Genomic DNA, 18,317 nt, shown 5'->3' with positions numbered 1-18,317 from the left:
GGCACATTCGGGCACGCTCGGGACAGCACGCCCCGAACGCCCGGCGAAACGTCCCCAGCATGCCCTACCGGTAAGTAACTCGACCAGTCCCCTCACCACCCGGCACACCGATATCCGGCGGCACGCGGCTCCCCGCGACCGGTATTGTGGCCCCGTCGGCGCACAGCCGGCAGGCCCCTGTAGCTCAGCTGGCCAGAGCAGCCGCCTTGTAAGCGGCAGGTCGCCGGTTCGAATCCGGCCGGGGGCTCACAACAGATAGGTGCGGCCGGGGCGTGATCGCTCCCCGGCCCCTGTGCCGCCAGCACGTTACAAGCGGTCCTCTGCTGGGCTTCGATGGCCGCCGTTGAGAGAGTGACCTGGCACTTCGCGCTTTGGGTCCGTCCGGCGGTCGTATCGGATCTCCAGGCGGAAGGCCTCGAACAGCAACCGCACAAGGTCTTCGGGAACATCCCCGAGCCGGATGGCACCGGCTGCTTGCGGTAGCAGGTCGAGAAGCTCAGGGGCAGGCTCAGCGGGCTGACTCTCCCGTAGCTTTTCGAGCTGGGCACTCTTCGCGTCTCGCTCGTTGCCGAGTTCCGCTGAGCGAGCGCGGATCTCGTTCATAAGGGAGACATCGACATCATCCGTCAACTCGAGGCTTCGGATGAGGCGGCGGCGCCGATGCTCAATGTCTTCGATCGCGCGGCCGATCGAATCCAGGCGAGCCTGACGATCAATTACCGCGCGGTCGTCAGTCTGCTGGAGAAGAGCACCGAGATGGTCTCGGCGGTGCGGGCTGAAGACGTTGACCGCAAAGAAGTCTGACAGTCCTTCGATGAGGCATCGTTCCTCGCGCGAGGACTCGACCTGCGGAAATTCCGTCTCAGATAAGTGGGCCGCGAAAGTGCCCGAAGAAGGGGGCTTAAACCGTACGATCGGCGGGTGGGAGAACTGATCGGCTACGCCCGGTGCTCGACCGTCTTGCAAGACCTCACCGCCCTCGGCGTCCCCGCCGACCGGATCTACCTCGACAAGGGACTGACCGGCACCAACCGAGAGCGGCCCGGCCTCGACCAGGCCCTGGCCGCCGTACGCGCAGGCGACACCATGGTCGTCCCAAAGCTCGACCGACTCGCGCGCCCGGTCCCCGACGCCCGCGATATCGGCGACGCCCTCGTCACCCGGGGCGTCCGCCTCTCGCTCGGCGGCAGCATCTACGACCCGGCCGACCCGATGTCGAAGATGTTCTTCAACATGCTGGCCGTGTTCGCCGAGTTCGAGGCCGACCTGCTGAAGATGCGCACCCGCGAGGGCATGGCCATCGCCCGCTCCCGCGGCAGGCTCAAGGGCCGCAAGCCCAAACTCACCGCCCGCCAGCAGGCCGAACTTGTACGGATGCACGCCACCGGCGAGTACACCATCGCTGAGCTGATGGAGGTCTTCTCCATCGGCCGCGCTACCGTTTACCGCGTCCTGAACCGCGCCACCCCACCCAACAGCGTCCCCGGACCCCGGTCATGACCGCGGTCCGACACGGCGAAGCGGCCGACGGCGCCTTCAGCCTCACCTGGTGGCTGGAGGACATCGAACGCTGGGACCTCCTACGATTCGAGGCAGACCACGACGAGGCCGGACTGCCCCTCGATCGCTGGTGGAAGGATCGCAGAGACGTCCTGGACACGCTCATCCGCACTCCGGGACCGGCGGATCATGATTTCGCCTGCTTCCTCCTGGACCAGGAGGCCCGATTCCACCGCCACTGCTGGGGCTTCAGCCACAGCATCGAGACCGCAGCGCTCCTGGTCGCCGAGCACCACCGGCCCGACGACGTCTGGCTTCTCTGGGATGCCGTCGTCACCAGCTTCGACACCTGGTGTGGCATCCCGCACCGCCTGCTCCTCGCCGGTGGCGGAACAGCCCACACGATCGCCCACGTCAGCAGCTCCGGTCACCAGCAGCGAGACAACCTCTTGGGCCACCTACTCCAGATTCCAGAGGCAACCGCCGAAAACGTCGCCGCTCTCATCGCCGAACGCCGCCAGCACTACGCCGACACCCTCAACACAAGCACATAGGCCGGCCCAACGTCAGTGCAGACGACTTCTGACATTCGCGCGGAGAACTTCTGAAATCGACATCGGGGGTCAACTCCACCCCGCCAGTCTCGCAAAACCATCTCGTGAGGTTCCCTACGTAGCACGGCCACCTGGGGTGAGATGGGTCAGTGTCCGGTCTGTGAGGTTTGGTACTGCTCCTCGAAGGTGACCGGGCCGAGCATTCCGATGCTGGAATGCCTTCTGAACGGGTTGTACCAGATCGAGACATTCAAACATCACGGCGGCGAGTTCAGTCCTTTATGGCCATTCTTTGATATCGAGGAGTTCGAGCTGCATCGTCCCCCAGAACGACTCCATCGTGGCATTATCGAAACAATCACCGACCGTCCCCATCGAGCCGAGCAATCCCGCCTCGCGAAGCCGCCGGCCAAACGCCCATACGTGTACTGGGCGGACTCAACCGGTGGATGCAGCACCGTGGATTGGCCGTCGGCTTGCGTCGCGCGACCGCCGCGCTCATCGCATCGATGACCAGGGTGCTGGTCTGGCGGATATCGATGGAATGGCCGATGATCCGGCGGGAAAAGCAGTCCAGCACCGCAGCGCAGTAGAGTCCAGCGAATGGGTGAAGAAGGGCGAACCGCTCTGCCTGATCGGCGGTTCGGGCACCGGCAAGTCCCACCTGCTCATCGCGCTGGGCACCGAAGCGGCCGTGGCCGGATACCGGGTCAAATACACCCTGGCCACCAAACTCGTGAACGAGCTGGTCGAGGCCGCCGACGACAGGCAGCTCAACAAGACCATCACCCGCTACGGCCGCGTCGACCTGCTCTGCATCGACGAACTGGGCTACATGGAGCCGGACCGCCGCGGCGCCGAGCTGCTGTTCCAGGTTCTGACCGAGCGCGAGGAGAAGAACAGCCTGGCCATCGCCTCCAACGAAGCTTTCAGCGGCTGGGCCAAGACCTTCACCGACCCGCGTCTGTGCGCCGCTATCGTCGACCGCGTCACCTTCGGCGGCACCCTCATCGAGACCGGCACCGACCCCTACCGCCTCGCCCAGACCCGCGCCCGAGAACACGCCGCCGGCTGACCCTCACCACAGCTCACCCAAGGGCGGGACCGCACCGCGGACCGCCGTCTGGGTTGCTCCGCGGAGTCCGTGGCGGTGAAGGTCGTGGTAGGCGAGTGCGTCAAGCGCGGCGGAGAGTCCGCAGTCCGTGGCCAGGCCGCCAAAGATCCATGACCATGGCCGGTCCTTCGATCCGAGTGAGGACGACCTCACCGATGTCGGCGACGAAGAAGTGGGAGTCGCTGAAGGCGTCAGGAGCCAGTCCTCGCCCGGTGAGCATCGCGGTAAGCCGTTCCGGGTCGGTGACCTCCATCGCCCGGCCGGTGACCTTGGCGTCACCTGGCGCCGTGGCGGGATCCTCGGCACTCAGGATGACCGGCGGCCCGTGAAGCGCGAAGCGCGGATCGCGCTGCAGGTCTCGGGCCTTCAGCGCGCCGGGCATCGACCCGAACCACAGGTCGTCCCCGACGAAGTACGCCTCGATGCCACTGACTCGCGGCGTACCGTCCTTTCGCAACGTCGCCAAGGTCTTGTGCTTGTGCGCCTCGAACGCGCCTCGTACCTGGGCAGCGAACTCCGGCGCCGAAGCGGCGACCTCACGCCAACTGGCCAAACGAACCCTCCTACGCATCGTATGCATCACAGAAGACATCGAGCCTGCCATCCGGGTCCGACAATCCGACGCTTGTCCGGGTGCCGATAACGGACCTGTCCCCAGCCGCGAACGAGGAGTGCTGGAGCAGGCACCAGCGACGCTTTGGGCCGACCAGCGGGCAAGGGGTCGCTACAGATCGTCGTGGTCCTCGCGCTTGCCGTCGTCATCGATGCGGACCTTGGTGTTGACCGCCAAGCGGTCGCCCACCTGCGGTAGGCGGTGTCCAGGGTGTGGGTGTGATCGGCCAGCAGCGCGTCCGTGTTGAGCGCGGTCAGCACCTCGGGCCTCTCCTGCGCCCACAGGTCTCCGTCCAGCAGCTGGGCCACCGGCCGAAGGCATCGGCGTAGATCTCCCGCCGCTTCAGATGGCCCCAACTGAGCGTTGTCGCGACCGACTGCTGACGCCGAAGCGACCGATGCACTGGCATCCCGCGCTCAGAACCGCTGACGCTCAGGCGACCGACGACAGTTGAAGATGCACAAACGTTCCTGCTTCTCACGGCCGCAACCACTCGTACGGACCCGGGCGCGGCAGGCCCGCTATGCCGTCACAGGAGAATGGGCCCGCTTACCGGTTGGGGTGACCGCCGCCCAGGTGTGGCGGGGCGTAGTGCACGCTGGTAATCCGGTAGCGGCGGCAGGTCAGGCACTGGTGGGTGCGGTGGCCGCGGTGGTGGCCGAGGGCTTCGGCGCAGGTGCAGGGCGACCAGCCGACCAGCACCCGGTCCGGGCCGAGGTCGTGCCCGTACGGGGTGTGGTGGCGATCCAGACGCCCAAGCGGTACAGACGACCAGACCTCCCGGTCGCTCGTCGGCCAGGAGTCGGGGCGTCGGAGCCCACAACAGGCCCGAGCCCCTCGGGGTGCCTTTCCGTCGAGTGTCTTGAAAGCGACCCTCGTTGGCTAAAACGCCCCTCGTGTGGATCGGCCGCGGCTCCCAGAATCGGGGTGTATCCCGAGCCGCCTACGGGGCCTCACCCACTGGGCTCCGCAAGTCCACGTAAACACGATCGGAGTCCGTGCACTGACAGTCGGTCGGTGTGCACTCCTGAGGGGACCCGAGGGGACCCGCCACTCAAAAGGGAAGGGAATACATGCACGCCACGGGGAAGATCACAGTCGGCCTGCTATCGGGGCTGGTCGGTGCGGCATTGCTCACTGCGCCGACTGCCGACGCGGCGTCGGTATCCAGCCAGGCCAAGGCCGCCACCAGAACCGCCGCCGCGCCGGTTACCCTCGCTTCAAGCGGCGTCGCCCCCAAGAGCAAGTCGACGTCTGGCGCGAGTGGTTGGCGCTGTGAAAGGAACAGCGACTCCAGCGACGGTGACCCGGGCGGCATCTCCGGCGGGGTGAACCGCCGATGGAAGAACACCGACGCCGTCGCGGCAGGTGCCTTCAACGCCAAGGGGGAGAAATTCGGCGGCGTCAACGGGACAGGCACCAAGGCCACGGTCCGGCTGTACGTCATGTACCAGCCGAATGTCTGGGAAGAGAACTGGAGGTTCAACCTCCCAGAGCCACCAGAAGGCCAGGCCTCTACCGACATGAAGGACCGGGACTTGCCCGAGGGGGTCAGGGTCCGCGTCAAGGTGACGGTACACAATCGGGGCTCCTGCTATAGCCCGATCCTGCTCAGCTAGCGCATCCCGAGTGACACGGCAAAGCCCGGCGCAGACCTCGTCGGCGGCCAGAGCCGACAGGGCGGCCTCGATCTGGCAGCCGGGGGCAGTCGGCCCGGTAGCCGGCGCCCTGGGCGTGGGCGGGCACGGTGGGCGAGAACCACGGCTCGTGCATGTCCGCGGCAGCGTCGCGGACGCGCCGCACCTGCCCGGCGTACGCGTCGAGCTCGCGGCGCGGAGATGAGTTCGCTGCGCGAGGTTGCTCTGTGTTGGGACAAAAGCCTCCTAGGTGCGCCTGGCCGGGCGGGGCTCTGTGCGTCCTACTTCTCAAGGATCGCCTGCAGCCGGTGCTTGGCGTCGGGGTGGACGCCAGGGCGCTGCACGCAGTGGCGCAGGTATTCCTCGGCACCCTGCAGCAACTCGGACCAGGGGTGGGCCAAGACCATGCCGACATGTGTCCCGGAGGGGCCGACGTGGCTCCGGGAGTCGACGTCGGTGCCGACCGGCTCGCCGCCCCTGGCTGGGATGTGGCCTGCCACATATTCGTCGCCGCGCCGATGGCACTCCCAGTAGTTGTCGCGCAGGGCGCAGTTGGAGCACGCTCACCGCTTAACCTGCAGAAACAGGATCACGTGGGAACCTGCTCATCTACCACTCCGCTGGACGTGACCGCACGCGGCTACCACTTGGAGCACATCGAATGAGCGGCAACGTACTGACCATGTACGGCTGGCCGAGACGAGTCGACGGCCAGGGGCAGGCGAAGGTGGCGGACATGGTCAGCTTCTACGACGGGTCGGGGCCGGCGCCGTCGGCGGTGTACGTGGAGCGCGAACTGCCGCCGGGAGGCACGTCCGCGTACCTCGCGGCCCGGGGCGGCGGGGCCCGTTCCTTCGCCCTGTGGGCCGACGATCAACGCCGGGAGCGGGTGGCCACCGTGGTGACCCCGTCGGCCGGCGGCGGCGTCGCGAGGTTTCAGGTGCTCGGCGCGCACGGCGAGGTCATCGGCACGCTCATGCGCGAGAAGACGCTCCGCGGCAGGGGCCTGCGCACCCGCTGGACCGTGCACCAGCCCGGCGGCTCCGCAGCGGTCGGCTTCAAGGGGAGGATCGTATGGTGGTGGATGTGGTGGCTCCTGCTGCCCCTGATGACGGTGGTCCTCGTGATCAGCGTCTTCGACAGCGTCCCTGGCAACGAGGGCGGCTTCGCACGCGCACCCCGGCGCATCCGGTGGCGCGCGAACGGGCAGGTCCCGCTGGAGTTCAGATCCAAGGGCGACAAACTGCACGTACACGCACCCGGTGTGGACTGGCGGCTCGGGGCCGCGCTGATCGTCCTCCTGCGCAGCTTCAACGCCGGCGCGTGGGACCCGGCGAAGAAGTGACCCGGGGTTCGGGATCACCGCCGCGATCCCGGTGCTGCTGGCGCTCGGTATCCCCGCAATCGTCATGACGCGGCGTGCGCGGCGTGCACGGCAGCAGGAGCGGCTGGGCCACGATGCTGTGCACCGAGGACTCAAAGTCGGCGAACAGTAGCCGAGCGGGCCACGGTGTCAGCACACTGATCCCGGACGGTTCGCGCTACCCCTCAACCGCCCAAAGGGGTGACCCGCCTGACGTGTCCTGTCGCATTGAGCCTGTCCGGTGGCGAACCCCTGACCTGCTGTGGTGCCAGATGGTTTGAGGTCGCCGCGAACCGGTGTTCTCAACCGATCTGGCTTTCGCGGAAGTCTCGTTCGCTCAGCACGCGCCGCAACGAGAATCTGACACCACGAATGAGAACGACTGAGAATCCGCCGGCTCTAGTGCGACAGGACATCGGCTCAGCGAGCCCCCCTCGGAGGGAAGCCACGCTCGCCAACTGAAGTGCTCAGTCACAGCCGTACGGTCATTCCGTCCTCCGCCGCTGTTCGTAGTCGACTGGGAGTGAACTGGGGCGGGCATCTTGTGGGTCGAGGCCCTGTGGCCGACCCGGGGGCGATCCCCACGCAACCGGGCGGGTCTGACGGCACCGCCTGTATCGCCTCCGCGCCACGCGGGCCCAGGGCGGGCGTCCGGCTGGCCTGGGATCAGGTGCGCGGTCGGTCCACATCGTCGCCGGTGGCCTCGTAGGTCTCGCCGTCACGCGATGGCTCTTACGAGACGGTCAAGCCAGGAGCAGTGAGGCGGAAGTCCTCGACAAGGCGGAAGAACATCTCCAAGGCAGGCTCTCCATCCGCATGCGCTTCGATCGCTGCGGCCCAGCCCAGCACCAGTGACCAGCCGAACCGCTCATTCAGCCAGTCGGAGAACCGGCCACGGGGCCCGAACGCGAAATCCTCTCCGATCCCATGCACCAGCAGCGCGACGCCATACCCGCACAGCATGACCTCCAGCTCACGCAGCGACCCGCCGCGCACCCACATCCCGGGACGGGCACGAACCTGATCGAGGAACTCCCAGGCATCGTTACATTCCGCAACCGGAACGGGCTTCACCCTGGGAGTTCGTTCACCAGCCACTCCGACAGCCTAATTGCCGATCACCAACCGAAACGTCCCCGCGATGCACACCCGACCGGGGGACGGGGGGCGGGTCCCCTATCTGTTGCGTGCCCGGCCGGGGCTCGCACCTGTCACGACCTGCTGGAACATCGCACACCGAAGGTGGAGCAGCGATGAACCAGCGTCAGCCCGAGACCGCCTGTCCCCATGAGGCTTCGGCACGGCACGCGGGTGGGTCCCCTACGAACGGGGATCCCACGCTCGTTTCCCCTGCCAGGTTCGAGGCCATCGCCGAACGTAAGGCCCGGCCTTCGCCGCGTCAGCGCCTGAAGGACTCGATGTCGCCGTAGGGGTCGGGGTCATCGGGATTCTTTGGATTCTTGCGCGCGGGCGTGCGGCCCCCTGTGCTGAATCCGTCGAACACCTCGTCAACATCCGACCGGCCTGAACGGGTCCGGTAGTAGGAGAAACCTGCTGCCCCTATTCCAAGCACCCCAAGAAGGATCATCAAATACAGCGGCATACCTGAGCCCAACCCCTCTGCCCGCCGGTCCTGCCGTAGCAATGATCCTAGCCGCCACGAGGAATCAGAGCCACAGGCGCCGCAACGGGCGACCGCATGCAACCACCAACGGACGGGTTGACGGGGCTGGACCTGCTTTCACTTTCCGCGCATGCCGGGGGCATGGTGTCGGCGAGCGAAGAAGGGCCGAAGATTCGCGTCCGCCTCGGACAGGCCGAGGAAGTCGCGTCTCGTCGGCCTGGTCCGGGAATTGAGAATGCGCCTGAATTCATCGTGGAGGTCCAGCCTGGGACGCGGGGTCGTCGCGGTGGGCGGCGCGGCGGGCTCCGACCAGCAGCAGGACGACCGCGAGCACGCCCAGCGGCCAGGGCGCGAACGGGAGGACCACGGCGTCGACCACGGTCCAGATCCCCAGGATCCACGCGATGAACGCCGGTGGTGTGATGCCGCGGCGGTCCAGCCAAAGCACGATCAGGCCGACCAGCATGAGCGGTGGGCCGAAGCTGTCCACACTGAAGAAGTAGGCGCTGCCCGCCGGGCCCAGTTCGGCGAGGTCCTCGTGCCACAGTCCGCCGCTGAACCACGTCCCGGCATGGCGCGCGGCCTTCTCCACCGTCAGGGCGGCGATCGTGTGCGCGGCTCCGGAGAACGCGAGGATCCAGCCGGCCCACTTGATCATCCGTGTTCTCCGTTCCGGTCGCGGAGCCGTGCCGTGCGGCTCCATCGGGCGATGGGGGCGGCCGGCGTCGGGCCGGGTCGGTTCCGGAACTGCAGTTTCGGTACTCATGTTCCGTATCATGCGGGTATGGCAGCGAGAACGCAACGGGGTGGACGCCCCCGAGACAGTCGCGTGGATCACAAAATCCTGCAGACCGCCCGTGAACTGATCGACGAGGTCGGCTACCCGGCGCTGACCGTCGACCAGGTCGCGGCTCGTGCCGGGGTGGGCAAGGCGGCGATCTACCGCCGCTACGCCTCCAAGGCCGAGATGGCGTTCGCCGCCACCATGCACGAGCAGGAGTCGCCCCCGTTGGCCGACACCGGGTCCCTGCACGGGGACCTGCTGGCGCTGGTCCGCACGTTCCACGTCCGCATGGACACTCCGGCGGCCCGGCACCTGGCACCGGCCCTGATGAGCGAACTCGCCGTCAATCCCGAACTGGACACCCGGTTCCAGGACACCTTCCTGGCCGAGGAACAGACCGCCTTCGCCGAGATCATCGAACGCGCCACGGCCCGCGGTGAGCTCGCCGGACCCGTCGACCCCGCGATGGCCCACCTGCTGCTGCTCGGCTCCCTCGCGGCCGCCCTGTACATCCTCAACCTGCCCGTCGACGACGCGATGGTCACCGACCTCGCCACCGCCGCCGCGGCCGGCATCACCGCCCTGGCCGACCGGCACCACAGCGACTCGGAGCCGCCGAGCCGCGCTGACCGGGCTGTGCCTACCGGGCTGAGCTGACCGGGCCGTCGCGTGATCGCAGTCCTCCGCACAGTCGGCCATAGGCGCCGATCGCCCTGTGCCGCAAGGGTTCTCGCCGGTCTGCGGGAAGATCGCCGGGCTACGATGCCGGGACTGATCCGTTCCAGCCGAACGAGGCGCGCATGGCCGAGATGCCCCCCGACATCCCCACCGACGTCCCCACCGCCGCACGCGTCTACGACGTCATGCTCAACGGCAAGGACCACTTCGCCATCGACCGGCAGGTCGCCGAGGCGAGCCTGAAGATCATGCCTGAGCTGCGCGACATCGCGCTGCACAACCGCGCCATGCTGCAGCGCGTCGTCCGGTACCTGGCCGCCGAGGAGGGGATCACCCAGTTCCTCGACCTGGGATCGGGCCTGCCCACCGCCCGCAACACCCACGAGGTCGCGCACGCGGTCAATCCCGACGCCGGCGTCGTCTACGTCGACATCGATCCGATCGTGCTGGCGCACGGCCACGCCATCCTGGCCGGCACCGCCAACACCACCGTGGTCACCGCCGACATCCGCGAACCTCGGGCGGTGCTCGACCACCCCGACGTCCAGGCCCGCATCGATTTCACCCGGCCCGTCTGCGTGATGCTCGTCGGGATCCTGCACCATCTGGCCGACGACGAGAACCCCGGCCGCATCGTCGAAGTGCTGCGCGACGCCGTGCCCAGCGGATCGTTCTTCTTCATCACCAACTTCACCCGCCTCGGCGACGCGCCCGAGTCGATGGACCTGGAACGGCAGTTGCTGGAGCAACTCGGTACCGGACGGGTCCGTACGCCCGGCGAGTTGGCCGCCTTCTTCGACGGGCTCGACGTCCTGTCGCCCGGCCTGGTCCCGCTTCCCTTGTGGCGGCCGGACACACCGGTTCTGGACGCCAGCACCATCGACGTGCGGTTCATGACCGGGGGCGTGGGCCGGAAGCCCTGACCCAGACATTCGCGAGCACACGGCCGGCGGTCCTCCGCCGGCCGTTTTCGTCGTTCAGGGCGTGAGGAATCCGTCGACCACGCGACGGACCTTGTCCACGGCGCTGGTGTCGCCGAGGCGCAGCGCGGTGTTCGCGGCGGTGAGCACCGCGTCGATCTGGAAAGCCGTGAGATCGGCGTCCAGGTCGGCGATCTCGCCCGCGTCCGCGGCCTGCCGCAGCTCACCGGCGATCAGCCCGAGCCAGTCCTGATGGTGCCGGAACAGCAGGTCGCGTACCTGCCCCGGGCGGCTGTCGAAGTCGGCGAGATTCGCTGACCAGAAGCACCCGCCGGGGAACAGCGGTGCTTCGGCGTAGTCGATCCAGCGTTCCGTCAGCGCCCGCAGCCGCGCGGCGCCCCGAGGCGCGGCCTCGGCTGGACCGATCACCGCCTCGGCGAACTGCTCGCGCGCCGATTCGACGGCCGCGAGCTGCAGGTTCTCCTTCGTACCGAAGAGCGTCTGGATACCGCTCTTGCTCAGCCCGAGATCGGTGGCCAGCCGGCCGAGGCTGAGCCCGGCGAGCCCTTCGAGGGACGCGACGTCGACGGCATGGCGGGCGACGGCCCGCCTGGTCCGCGCCCCGCGCAGCAGGCGGCGGTCGGATACCGCCGACTGCCCTGCAAGCTCACTCATCGGCGCCATCCTGCCATATCCATTGCATTGAACGTACGACCGGTCGTACGTTTAGTTCGAGACGATCGGGCGGCGCTCTTTCCAAGGAGCGCATAGGCAACGAGCGCACAGGCAAGGAGCGCACATGGACGGCCATCGGATGTACGAGCTGGCGCAGGCACTGGCCATCGCCAAGAGCCGGCAGGACGTACCCGCGGCGATGAAGCTGCTCCATCCGGACATGCGGCTCGAGACCCCGGCCTTCGGGACGACGGCGCGAGGCCCGGCCGAGAACGAGAAGGCCCTGACCCGGTTCTTCGCGTCCTTTCCGGACTACGACGTCGTTCTGGACGGTCACGCGAGCGACGGTCACACGCTGGCCTGCTGGGGAACGGTACGGATGACCATGACCGGTGAGCGGTTCGGTGTCGTCCCCAACGGCAGGCGTGCCGAGTTGCCGGTGTTCATCCGGTTCACGTTCGAGGACGGACTGATCGCCGGCGAGCGGTTCTTCTTCGACCTGTCGGAACTCTGCGCCCAGACGGGCGTCTCGACGGACACGGTCCGGCGAAGGATCTTCGGAAGCGAGGAGTCATGACACCGGACGCACGGGTACGGGCCGTCGGCGACATCGAGACGGCGCACCTCTTCGACATGGTCGTCGATCTGAACCCGCCCCTGAACATCGGCAAGGGTCCGTACGGCCAGCGGGTGCTGTTCGGTGCCGTCGGCGGATCGTTCGACGGCCCTGAACTGCACGGCGAGGTGCTCGCGGGCGGTGGCGACTGGGCGCTGTTCCGTCCCGACGGGGCGATGGTGCTCGATGTACGGCTGACGCTGCGAACACACGACGCCGCCCTGGTGCACATGGCGTACGGCGGCCGCTTCATCACCCCGCCCGACCTGCGTACCGACATGGCCGACCCTGCGACGAGGCACCGGATCGACCCCGCCCGCTACTACTTCCGCACGACCCCGCTCTTCGAGACGGGGGCGAAGCAGTACGCGTGGCTGAACGACATCGTCTGCGTGGCATCGGGCTACCTGATCGAAGGCGGGATCGCCTACAAGGTCACCCAGATCCTCTGAGGCCCGGATCCTCCGAGCGCCCCGGATCCTCTGAGGACCCGGATCTTCCAAGAGCCCGGATCTTCCAGAGCCCATGGATACCCCTACCCCCTACGCGTGTGCTACGTTCCCTGACACACACCCCCCAGGGGTATCGGTTCCACAATGATGGGCGGTCCTTCCATGTCTCCCGACCCCAGGCGCTGGTGGGCACTGGCCGTGCTCGCCACCGCACAGTTCATGGTCATCATGGACACCTCGATCATCGGGGTGGCCCTTCCCGAGATGCAGCGCGACCTCGGCTTCAGCCAGGGCGGCCTGCAATGGGTCTTCAACGCCTACGTCGTCGCCCTCGGCGGGCTGCTCCTGCTCGGCGGCAAGCTGTCGGACATCCTCGGCGCGCGGCGCGTGTTCGCCGCCGGATGGGTCGTCCTCATCGGCGGCTCGATCGTCGCCGCCGCCGCCGGGAACGCCGGCACCGAGATCGCCGGACGCGCCATCCAGGGCGTCGGCTCGGCGCTGATCGCACCCGCCGCCATGACCCTGCTCATGGTCCTGTTCTCCGGACAGCCCAAGGAGATGGCCAAGGCCCTCGCCTTCTACGGCGCGGCCGCCCCGGCAGGCGGTACGGCAGGCGTCTTCCTCGGCGGCGTCATCACCGAATGGCTGAGCTGGCCATGGGTGTTCATCATCTACATCCCGATCGGCCTGCTCACCCTGGCGCTCGTCCCCGCCGTCCTGCCGTCGGTACCCGGACGCCGTACCGGACTGGACGTCTTCGGCGCACTCGCCGTCACCGGCGGGCTCGCCCTGGCCGTCTACGCGATCGTCCAGGCCCCCGAGCGCGGCTGGGGCTCGGCCGCCACCCTGCTGCAGCTGGCCGGGGCCGCCGTGCTCCTGGTCGTCTTCGTCGGACTGCAGCGCCTCGTCCGCAACCCCCTGATGCCGCTGTCGGTGTGGCGCACCCCCAACCTCGCCGCCGCCAACGTGGCGATGACACTGCTGGGCGCCGCGTGGATCCCGATGTGGTACTTCCTCAACCTCTACCTGCAGCAGGTCCTCGGGTACGGGGCGTTCCCGAGCGGCGCGGCCCTCGTGCCCATGACCGCACTGATGATGCTGCTGATGGTCGGTATCACCGGACGGCTCATCGGCCGGTACGGCACCAAGCCGCTCATCGTCACCGGGCTCGTCGTCCTGGCCGCCGGCCTGGGCATCCTGTCCACCGTCAGCCCCGGCGGATCGTTCGTCACCGACGTGCTCCCCGGCTCGCTGATCTCGGCGGTCGGCATGGCGCTGGTCTTCATCCCGGCCACCATGGCCGCGATCGGCGCCGTGGCACCCGAGCAGGGCGGGCTGGCCTCCGGCATCGTCAACACCACGTACCAGATCGGCTCGGCCATCGGCCTGGCCGTCATGACCGCCATCGCCACCTCGAACGGAGCGGACAAGCTCGGTAACCTGCCCAGCCTCACCAACGGATTCCAGGCCGCCTTCATCGGCGCGGCGATCGTCGCGCTCGCCGGAGCCGGACTCGCCCTGGCCACGATGCGTACCCCCAAGCCCGTACCGGCACCGGTCCGGGAACCCATCGACGCATGACCCGCCCCTGTACCGAAGGGCCGCTCCAAGACCGGGGCGGCCCTTCACCATTCAGGCGACGATCCAGCCCGCCTTCGCGTCCCGATCCCGCAACGAGCGGCTCGACGATGCCCGGAAGAGACGTCCAGCGCTCAGGTCGCCGCCCCGGCAGGTGGTCCCGTGTGCAGTGAGCAGGAACACGCGGTCCATCCGTCCGGCATCGGGCCGAGGTCGTCGTCGCGCCCGGCCTGGATCCGCGGCCCCTGGGCCATCGGACGGCCATCGTCCAGCCGGAACTGGCCCCCTTTGGAACCCCAGCGCTGCGGCCAGCCCGCCGGCGAGTCCTCCCAGAACTCCTGCCGGCCGTAGACGGTCCGATCCAGCAGCCCGTACGACGGAGCCATCGCCTCGTTGCCGCGCCCGGAGGTCCAGTAGGTCTCGTAGACCTGGTCACCGTCCCGGAGATAGCAGGCCAGGATGCCGAAGTACCGGTCCGCGACCAGCCGGTCCACGGAGTCCTGCGGTACCGAGTACCAGGGAGCGGTATAGCCCATAAATTCGCGATACCGCGAGCTCTCCTCGTACGGCCCCTCAGCGAAGACCGCGTAGCTGACGTCGCGCGAGTGCAGGTAGGCCAGCTCGTTGATGTGGGACGTGTTGAAGGTGCAGCCCTCGCACTGCTCCGCGGCAGGCCTGCCGGTGTGCCACATGTGGAAGTAGGCGATCAACTGGGACCGGCCGCCGAAGACGTCGATCAACGGCACCGGCCCGTCCGCTCCGGTCAGCGGAGTCCGCGGATCGACTTCGACCATCGGGAGGCGGCGCCGGGCGGCGGCGATCGCATCGCCCTCGCGGGTGTGGGCCTTTTCCCGGATCCGAAGCCGGTCCAGCTCGCTCTGGAACGCGGCCCGGTCGGCGACCGGGGGCTTGGCCGCGTCGGCGATCACCGAAACACCGGGCTCGTGGGGGCTGGTGGAGTCTCCGCGCATGATGAACCTCCTCGGTTGGCGAGACGGTGCCCTGATCTCCGTCCCTACCCCCTCTACGAACGGGATGGGCGGGGATCGACACATCCTGGCGAGACGGTTTGGTCCCGTTCAGCGCAACCCAGGTGGATCGGCAGCGCCGATCGCCATCCAATGCCGACGAGCCCCCGCTTCCCCGCCGCCCCGGCCGACCGCGGGCCCGGTCAGCGGAGGGCGGTCCAGTCGAGCAGGAGCTTGGGGCCTTCGACCACCGTGTCGTCGTACGCGACATCGGTGACCCGGATCTTCATGTACTGCGTACCGAAGAAGATCCAGTAGTCGTTCCGGGTGCCCGGTACGGGAATCGCGTCGTCGATCCCCTGCTGCGATCCCGAGAACTTCTCCAGGGTGCCGGCCCACCCGCCGAGCCCCGACGGACCGTAGGTGACGCTGCCGCCGGGTCCCTCGCCGTCCAGCGAGGTACGGACGTACTGGTCGCCCGCGAACACCCAGTACTGCTCCGGGTCGTCCGGGGTCCGCATCACGGCATCGATGCCGTCGTCCGGCAGGTCTCCGAAGACGCTCTCCCAGTCGCTGAGCGGCCTCGGACCCGCCACCAGCGCGCCACCGGACGCCGCACCGGCGCCGGGGGCCCGCATTCTGAGGTACCGGTTCCCCGAGAAGACCCAGTACTCGTTTCGAGAGCCGGGAACGCGGAGCGTCGCGTCGATCCTGTCCCGGAACCCGGGCAGGCTCTCGAACGCGCCGCCCCAAGCTCGCAATGGCGATGCGGCCGGCAGGCCCTGCCGGACCGGGTAGCCCGAGGCCGAGATACGGGCTCGGACGTACTGGCCGCCGGAGAACAACCAGTAACCGCTCGGAGCGTTGAGGTCCGGGTCGTCCGGAACGGGCATGACCGCGTCGATGGGCGTCGGGCCCGTCGGGCCCGTGGAGCCGGGACTCGCCGATGGTGGCGGCGGACTCACCGCGCCCGCCGCGTCGCCGTCGTTCCCCGAGCGGGTCGCCAGCACGCCCGCGGTGGCGACGACCGCGAGCAGGAGAACGGCCGACAGCGCGGCCAGAACGAGACGGCGGTGGCTCCGCCGCGGAACTGCACCGATCTCCCCCGCCCCCGTGGGAACGGCGTACGCGGCCGGCGCCGTCGTGGTGAGGGACCGCAGGACATCGCTCGTCTCCGCGACGGAAGGACGATCGGCCGGCTGCTTCCGCAGCAGCGCCTCGAGTACGGGGCGCAGCGGCCCCGCGGCGGCCGGGATCTCCGGTTCCTCCCGGACGACGGCATGCAGCATGCCGGCGGTGCTCGGGCGAGCGAACGGGGAACGGCCGGACAGGAGCACGCACAACGTGACGCCGAGGGAGAACAGGTCGCTGGGCGGTCCCTCCGGCTGCTCGGTCAGCCTTTCCGGGCCGAAGTACCCGAAGGAACCCACCACCGCGCCGGTCGCGGTGAGCGAGTCGGTTCCGGTCAAGGCCGCGATACCGAAGTCGCAGAGCACCACCCTGCCGTCGGGGCGCAGCAGGACATTGCCCGGTTTGATGTCCCTGTGCAGTGCACCGGCGGCGTGCACGGCCTCCAGTGCGGCGAGAAGTTGCAGACCGATCCCGGCGACGTCGGAGGGGCTCATCGGGCCGGCGGCGGCGACGTGTTCCTTCAGCGAGGGCCCGTCCACGAACTCCATCACCAGCCACAACCGCTCGTTCTCGTTCACGAGGTCGTAGATGTTGACGACGTTCGGATGAGATATCCGGGCGATGGCATGCGCCTCCCGGTGCGCCCGGGCCGCGTGTTTGGCAAGTTGCTCGCCGGTGGCCCGGAGATGCATCTCCTTCACGGCGACGGTGCGGTTCAGGAGCCGGTCCGCCGCGCGCCACACGGTTCCCATGCCGCCACTGCCGAGACGATCCGACAGGACGTACCGGTCGGCGAGCACCCGTTCACCATTGATCACGGCCCCAAGCTACTGATCATCTTCGCCGCTGGCACATCGACGATCGATGGACCCCTCCGGCCGCCAGATCCGGGGCGCTGGTGGTGCAGGCCGCCCCTGCCAGGGGTGTGCAGTCTGCCGACCCACGGCAACCTGTTCCTTGCCCGCGTTCACCACGGTGTCATCGTCGCCACGATGGGCGACCGGCACAGGGAAAGCCGTATACACCGCCCAAGGGACCAAGGAGACACTCCTGCATTCCCTGACGGCACGGGCTACCGCTACAACTCTAGAGAATTGTCCTTGATCCGCCAAAGAAGTGCTGCGAATCGGTCGGGCGTGAGGGCCAAGTGGCCGCCGTCAGGGTTCTTGCTGTCACGGACGCCTACGGCACGGGAGAGCGCGGCAACCTCGATACACGCCCCGCCCTGGTTGGTACTCCTGCGACTCTTGCGCCATACGGGACTCACTACATGTCCTCCATGATCCTCTTGATCAAATCTCGCGATAGCCCTTCGGGCAGTGCATGCTGCCCTATCTGGTCATAACGTAGCGTATAGGCGGCTACTTCGGTGGCTCCCGAGACGAGCCTCCCTCCGCCCGGTGCTTCTACATAAGCCACAACCATGTGCGGCTCGGCCAGCGCCATCATCATGAAGGCTCCATCCAGCCCCGGGTGGTGTCCTACTGACTTGGGGACTACTCGCACGCCAATGCTGGAGTGGTGTGATATTTCACCAATATGGGCGAGTTGCTCCTTCATTACCCGCACCCCGCCACATGGAAGCTCAAGCAGGCTCTGCGACAAAAGGAACAACATCATCGGCGGTTGCGCACGCTCCAGTATCGCCTGTCGCGCCAAGCGCTTTTCGACGGCCGCCTCTACATCGTCGACGATGCCCGTGGAGAGACCGGCCCTGGCATATTCGGGGGTCTGCAGAAGTCCGGGGACCAGATTTGCCTCCCAGACCTTGATGAGCGAAGCCCGTTCCTCCAGGCCGAGGTACTGGCAGAACCAGTTCGGATCGTGACCAAGTGTGGCATACCAGACAAGTATGGAAAATATCCCACCCGTATTCCAGTGCCGATCGATGGCCATAGCCTGAGCCGCTTCCAACTGCAGGGCGCCGGTCTCCAGTCGGGAAACTGTGGACTTCGAGCAGCTCAGGATCTCGCCCATCAGGTCGCCCGTGAGGTTGCGCTGTAGACGGCAGAACCGCAGGTAGTAGGCGATGAGGCCCCACATCGAGGACTTCGGGTCCGGTGACGGCTTGTGACTCATCCTTGCCTCCGACTTTCCGTGAGTTGCAGGA

Annotated in this window: 20 protein-coding genes and 1 tRNA gene; 12 read left to right on the top strand and 9 right to left on the bottom strand. The window is 67.8% G+C overall.

Going from position 1 to position 18,317, the window contains the following annotated elements:
- Positions 1-173 precede the first annotated feature (173 nt).
- From ACH34Q_RS36345 to ACH34Q_RS36325, 5 genes are all read left to right on the top strand, one after another.
- Positions 174-247: transfer RNA gene (locus ACH34Q_RS36345), tRNA-Thr, on the top strand.
- Positions 248-660: 413 nt separating this feature from the next.
- Entirely contained in the window at positions 661-804 is a 144-nt protein-coding gene (locus ACH34Q_RS36340; RefSeq protein ID WP_395987703.1) for a hypothetical protein, read from the top strand.
- A 117-nt stretch (positions 805-921) separates the two neighbouring features.
- Positions 922-1,500 (top strand): recombinase family protein, encoded by a 579-nt coding sequence (locus ACH34Q_RS36335; RefSeq protein WP_395987702.1) that lies wholly within the window; start codon positions 922-924, stop codon positions 1,498-1,500.
- Positions 1,497-2,054 (top strand): hypothetical protein, encoded by a 558-nt coding sequence (locus ACH34Q_RS36330; RefSeq protein ID WP_395987701.1) that lies wholly within the window; start codon positions 1,497-1,499, stop codon positions 2,052-2,054. The genes ACH34Q_RS36335 and ACH34Q_RS36330 overlap by 4 nt, the downstream gene beginning before the upstream one ends.
- Positions 2,055-2,499: 445 nt before the next feature.
- The gene (locus ACH34Q_RS36325) at positions 2,500-3,129 is read left to right on the top strand and encodes an ATP-binding protein (protein WP_395987700.1); all 630 of its coding nucleotides are present in this window, start codon (positions 2,500-2,502) and stop codon (positions 3,127-3,129) included.
- A gap of 100 nt (positions 3,130-3,229) precedes the next feature.
- On the opposite strand, the gene ACH34Q_RS36320 is transcribed toward ACH34Q_RS36325, so the two are convergent.
- Positions 3,230-3,721, bottom strand: coding sequence for a pyridoxamine 5'-phosphate oxidase family protein (locus ACH34Q_RS36320; protein WP_395987699.1), 492 nt, complete (start codon positions 3,719-3,721; stop codon positions 3,230-3,232).
- A 1,133-nt stretch (positions 3,722-4,854) separates the two neighbouring features.
- Here ACH34Q_RS36320 and ACH34Q_RS36315 point away from each other — a divergent pair.
- Positions 4,855-5,400: a hypothetical protein gene (locus tag ACH34Q_RS36315; RefSeq protein ID WP_395987698.1), complete on the top strand. Its 546-nt coding sequence runs from the start codon at positions 4,855-4,857 to the stop codon at positions 5,398-5,400.
- A 299-nt stretch (positions 5,401-5,699) separates the two neighbouring features.
- Here the strand turns inward: ACH34Q_RS36315 and ACH34Q_RS36310 are convergent, their stop codons facing one another.
- Positions 5,700-5,825, bottom strand: coding sequence for a hypothetical protein (locus ACH34Q_RS36310; RefSeq protein ID WP_395987697.1), 126 nt, complete (start codon positions 5,823-5,825; stop codon positions 5,700-5,702).
- Positions 5,826-6,079: 254 nt separating this feature from the next.
- Between ACH34Q_RS36310 and ACH34Q_RS36305 the strand changes: the two genes are divergently transcribed.
- A complete protein-coding gene (locus tag ACH34Q_RS36305) occupies positions 6,080-6,763 on the top strand; it encodes a hypothetical protein (protein WP_395987696.1) in 684 nt (227 codons plus the stop codon).
- Between the two features lie 750 nt (positions 6,764-7,513).
- On the opposite strand, the gene ACH34Q_RS36300 is transcribed toward ACH34Q_RS36305, so the two are convergent.
- A complete protein-coding gene (locus ACH34Q_RS36300; RefSeq protein ID WP_395987695.1) occupies positions 7,514-7,855 on the bottom strand; it encodes a hypothetical protein in 342 nt (113 codons plus the stop codon).
- A 797-nt stretch (positions 7,856-8,652) separates the two neighbouring features.
- Complete coding sequence (locus tag ACH34Q_RS36295) at positions 8,653-9,063, bottom strand: DUF6463 family protein (RefSeq protein ID WP_395987694.1); 411 nt, start codon at positions 9,061-9,063, stop codon at positions 8,653-8,655.
- A gap of 171 nt (positions 9,064-9,234) precedes the next feature.
- Between ACH34Q_RS36295 and ACH34Q_RS36290 the strand changes: the two genes are divergently transcribed.
- A complete protein-coding gene (locus ACH34Q_RS36290) occupies positions 9,235-9,846 on the top strand; it encodes a TetR/AcrR family transcriptional regulator (protein WP_395987693.1) in 612 nt (203 codons plus the stop codon).
- Positions 9,847-9,989: 143 nt separating this feature from the next.
- A complete protein-coding gene (locus ACH34Q_RS36285; protein ID WP_395987692.1) occupies positions 9,990-10,790 on the top strand; it encodes an SAM-dependent methyltransferase in 801 nt (266 codons plus the stop codon).
- 54 nt (positions 10,791-10,844) lie between these two features.
- Here ACH34Q_RS36285 and ACH34Q_RS36280 read toward each other — a convergent pair whose 3' ends face one another.
- Entirely contained in the window at positions 10,845-11,462 is a 618-nt protein-coding gene (locus ACH34Q_RS36280) for a TetR/AcrR family transcriptional regulator (protein ID WP_395987691.1), read from the bottom strand.
- Between the two features lie 124 nt (positions 11,463-11,586).
- On the opposite strand from ACH34Q_RS36280, the gene ACH34Q_RS36275 reads away from it, so the two are divergent.
- From ACH34Q_RS36275 to ACH34Q_RS36265, 3 genes are all read left to right on the top strand, one after another.
- Positions 11,587-12,039, top strand: coding sequence for an ester cyclase (locus ACH34Q_RS36275; RefSeq protein ID WP_395987690.1), 453 nt, complete (start codon positions 11,587-11,589; stop codon positions 12,037-12,039).
- Entirely contained in the window at positions 12,036-12,530 is a 495-nt protein-coding gene (locus tag ACH34Q_RS36270; RefSeq protein WP_395987689.1) for a DUF3237 domain-containing protein, read from the top strand. Before ACH34Q_RS36275 ends, ACH34Q_RS36270 begins: the two co-directional genes overlap by 4 nt.
- A gap of 162 nt (positions 12,531-12,692) precedes the next feature.
- Positions 12,693-14,111: an MFS transporter gene (locus tag ACH34Q_RS36265; RefSeq protein WP_395987688.1), complete on the top strand. Its 1,419-nt coding sequence runs from the start codon at positions 12,693-12,695 to the stop codon at positions 14,109-14,111.
- A 131-nt stretch (positions 14,112-14,242) separates the two neighbouring features.
- On the opposite strand, the gene ACH34Q_RS36260 is transcribed toward ACH34Q_RS36265, so the two are convergent.
- The 4 genes from ACH34Q_RS36260 to ACH34Q_RS36245 form a co-directional block, all read right to left on the bottom strand.
- Positions 14,243-15,079, bottom strand: coding sequence for a DUF899 family protein (locus ACH34Q_RS36260; protein ID WP_395987687.1), 837 nt, complete (start codon positions 15,077-15,079; stop codon positions 14,243-14,245).
- Between the two features lie 200 nt (positions 15,080-15,279).
- Positions 15,280-17,025 (bottom strand): protein kinase, encoded by a 1,746-nt coding sequence (locus ACH34Q_RS36255; RefSeq protein WP_395987686.1) that lies wholly within the window; start codon positions 17,023-17,025, stop codon positions 15,280-15,282.
- Between the two features lie 260 nt (positions 17,026-17,285).
- Positions 17,286-17,474, bottom strand: a complete 189-nt coding sequence (locus tag ACH34Q_RS36250) for a DUF397 domain-containing protein (RefSeq protein WP_395987685.1) — start codon at positions 17,472-17,474, stop codon at positions 17,286-17,288.
- Positions 17,474-18,286, bottom strand: coding sequence for a helix-turn-helix domain-containing protein (locus ACH34Q_RS36245; protein WP_395987684.1), 813 nt, complete (start codon positions 18,284-18,286; stop codon positions 17,474-17,476). The genes ACH34Q_RS36250 and ACH34Q_RS36245 overlap by 1 nt, the downstream gene beginning before the upstream one ends.
- Positions 18,287-18,317: the final 31 nt, after the last annotated feature.

The organism is Actinomadura sp. 9N407 (assembly GCF_044326315.1).
Lineage (GTDB): Bacteria > Actinomycetota > Actinomycetes > Streptosporangiales > Streptosporangiaceae > Spirillospora.
Note: the sequence above shows the minus strand (reverse complement) of the source record. Positions and strands in the feature narration are given on the sequence as shown.

What these genes read in the sequence shown, in the direction of transcription:
- ACH34Q_RS36270 (WP_395987689.1), top strand. Translation starts at nt 12,036, where the DNA reads ATGACACCGGACGCACGGGTACGGGCCGTCGGCGACATCGAGACGGCG.
- ACH34Q_RS36315 (WP_395987698.1), top strand. Translation starts at nt 4,855, where the DNA reads ATGCACGCCACGGGGAAGATCACAGTCGGCCTGCTATCGGGGCTGGTC.
- ACH34Q_RS36275 (WP_395987690.1), top strand. Translation starts at nt 11,587, where the DNA reads ATGGACGGCCATCGGATGTACGAGCTGGCGCAGGCACTGGCCATCGCC.
- ACH34Q_RS36340 (WP_395987703.1), top strand. Translation starts at nt 661, where the DNA reads ATGCTCAATGTCTTCGATCGCGCGGCCGATCGAATCCAGGCGAGCCTG.
- ACH34Q_RS36245 (WP_395987684.1), bottom strand. Translation starts at nt 18,286, where the DNA reads ATGAGTCACAAGCCGTCACCGGACCCGAAGTCCTCGATGTGGGGCCTC.
- ACH34Q_RS36295 (WP_395987694.1), bottom strand. Translation starts at nt 9,063, where the DNA reads ATGATCAAGTGGGCCGGCTGGATCCTCGCGTTCTCCGGAGCCGCGCAC.
- ACH34Q_RS36265 (WP_395987688.1), top strand. Translation starts at nt 12,693, where the DNA reads ATGTCTCCCGACCCCAGGCGCTGGTGGGCACTGGCCGTGCTCGCCACC.
- ACH34Q_RS36305 (WP_395987696.1), top strand. Translation starts at nt 6,080, where the DNA reads ATGAGCGGCAACGTACTGACCATGTACGGCTGGCCGAGACGAGTCGAC.
- ACH34Q_RS36330 (WP_395987701.1), top strand. Translation starts at nt 1,497, where the DNA reads ATGACCGCGGTCCGACACGGCGAAGCGGCCGACGGCGCCTTCAGCCTC.
- ACH34Q_RS36280 (WP_395987691.1), bottom strand. Translation starts at nt 11,462, where the DNA reads ATGAGTGAGCTTGCAGGGCAGTCGGCGGTATCCGACCGCCGCCTGCTG.
- ACH34Q_RS36260 (WP_395987687.1), bottom strand. Translation starts at nt 15,079, where the DNA reads ATGCGCGGAGACTCCACCAGCCCCCACGAGCCCGGTGTTTCGGTGATC.
- ACH34Q_RS36285 (WP_395987692.1), top strand. Translation starts at nt 9,990, where the DNA reads ATGGCCGAGATGCCCCCCGACATCCCCACCGACGTCCCCACCGCCGCA.
- ACH34Q_RS36310 (WP_395987697.1), bottom strand. Translation starts at nt 5,825, where the DNA reads ATGGTCTTGGCCCACCCCTGGTCCGAGTTGCTGCAGGGTGCCGAGGAA.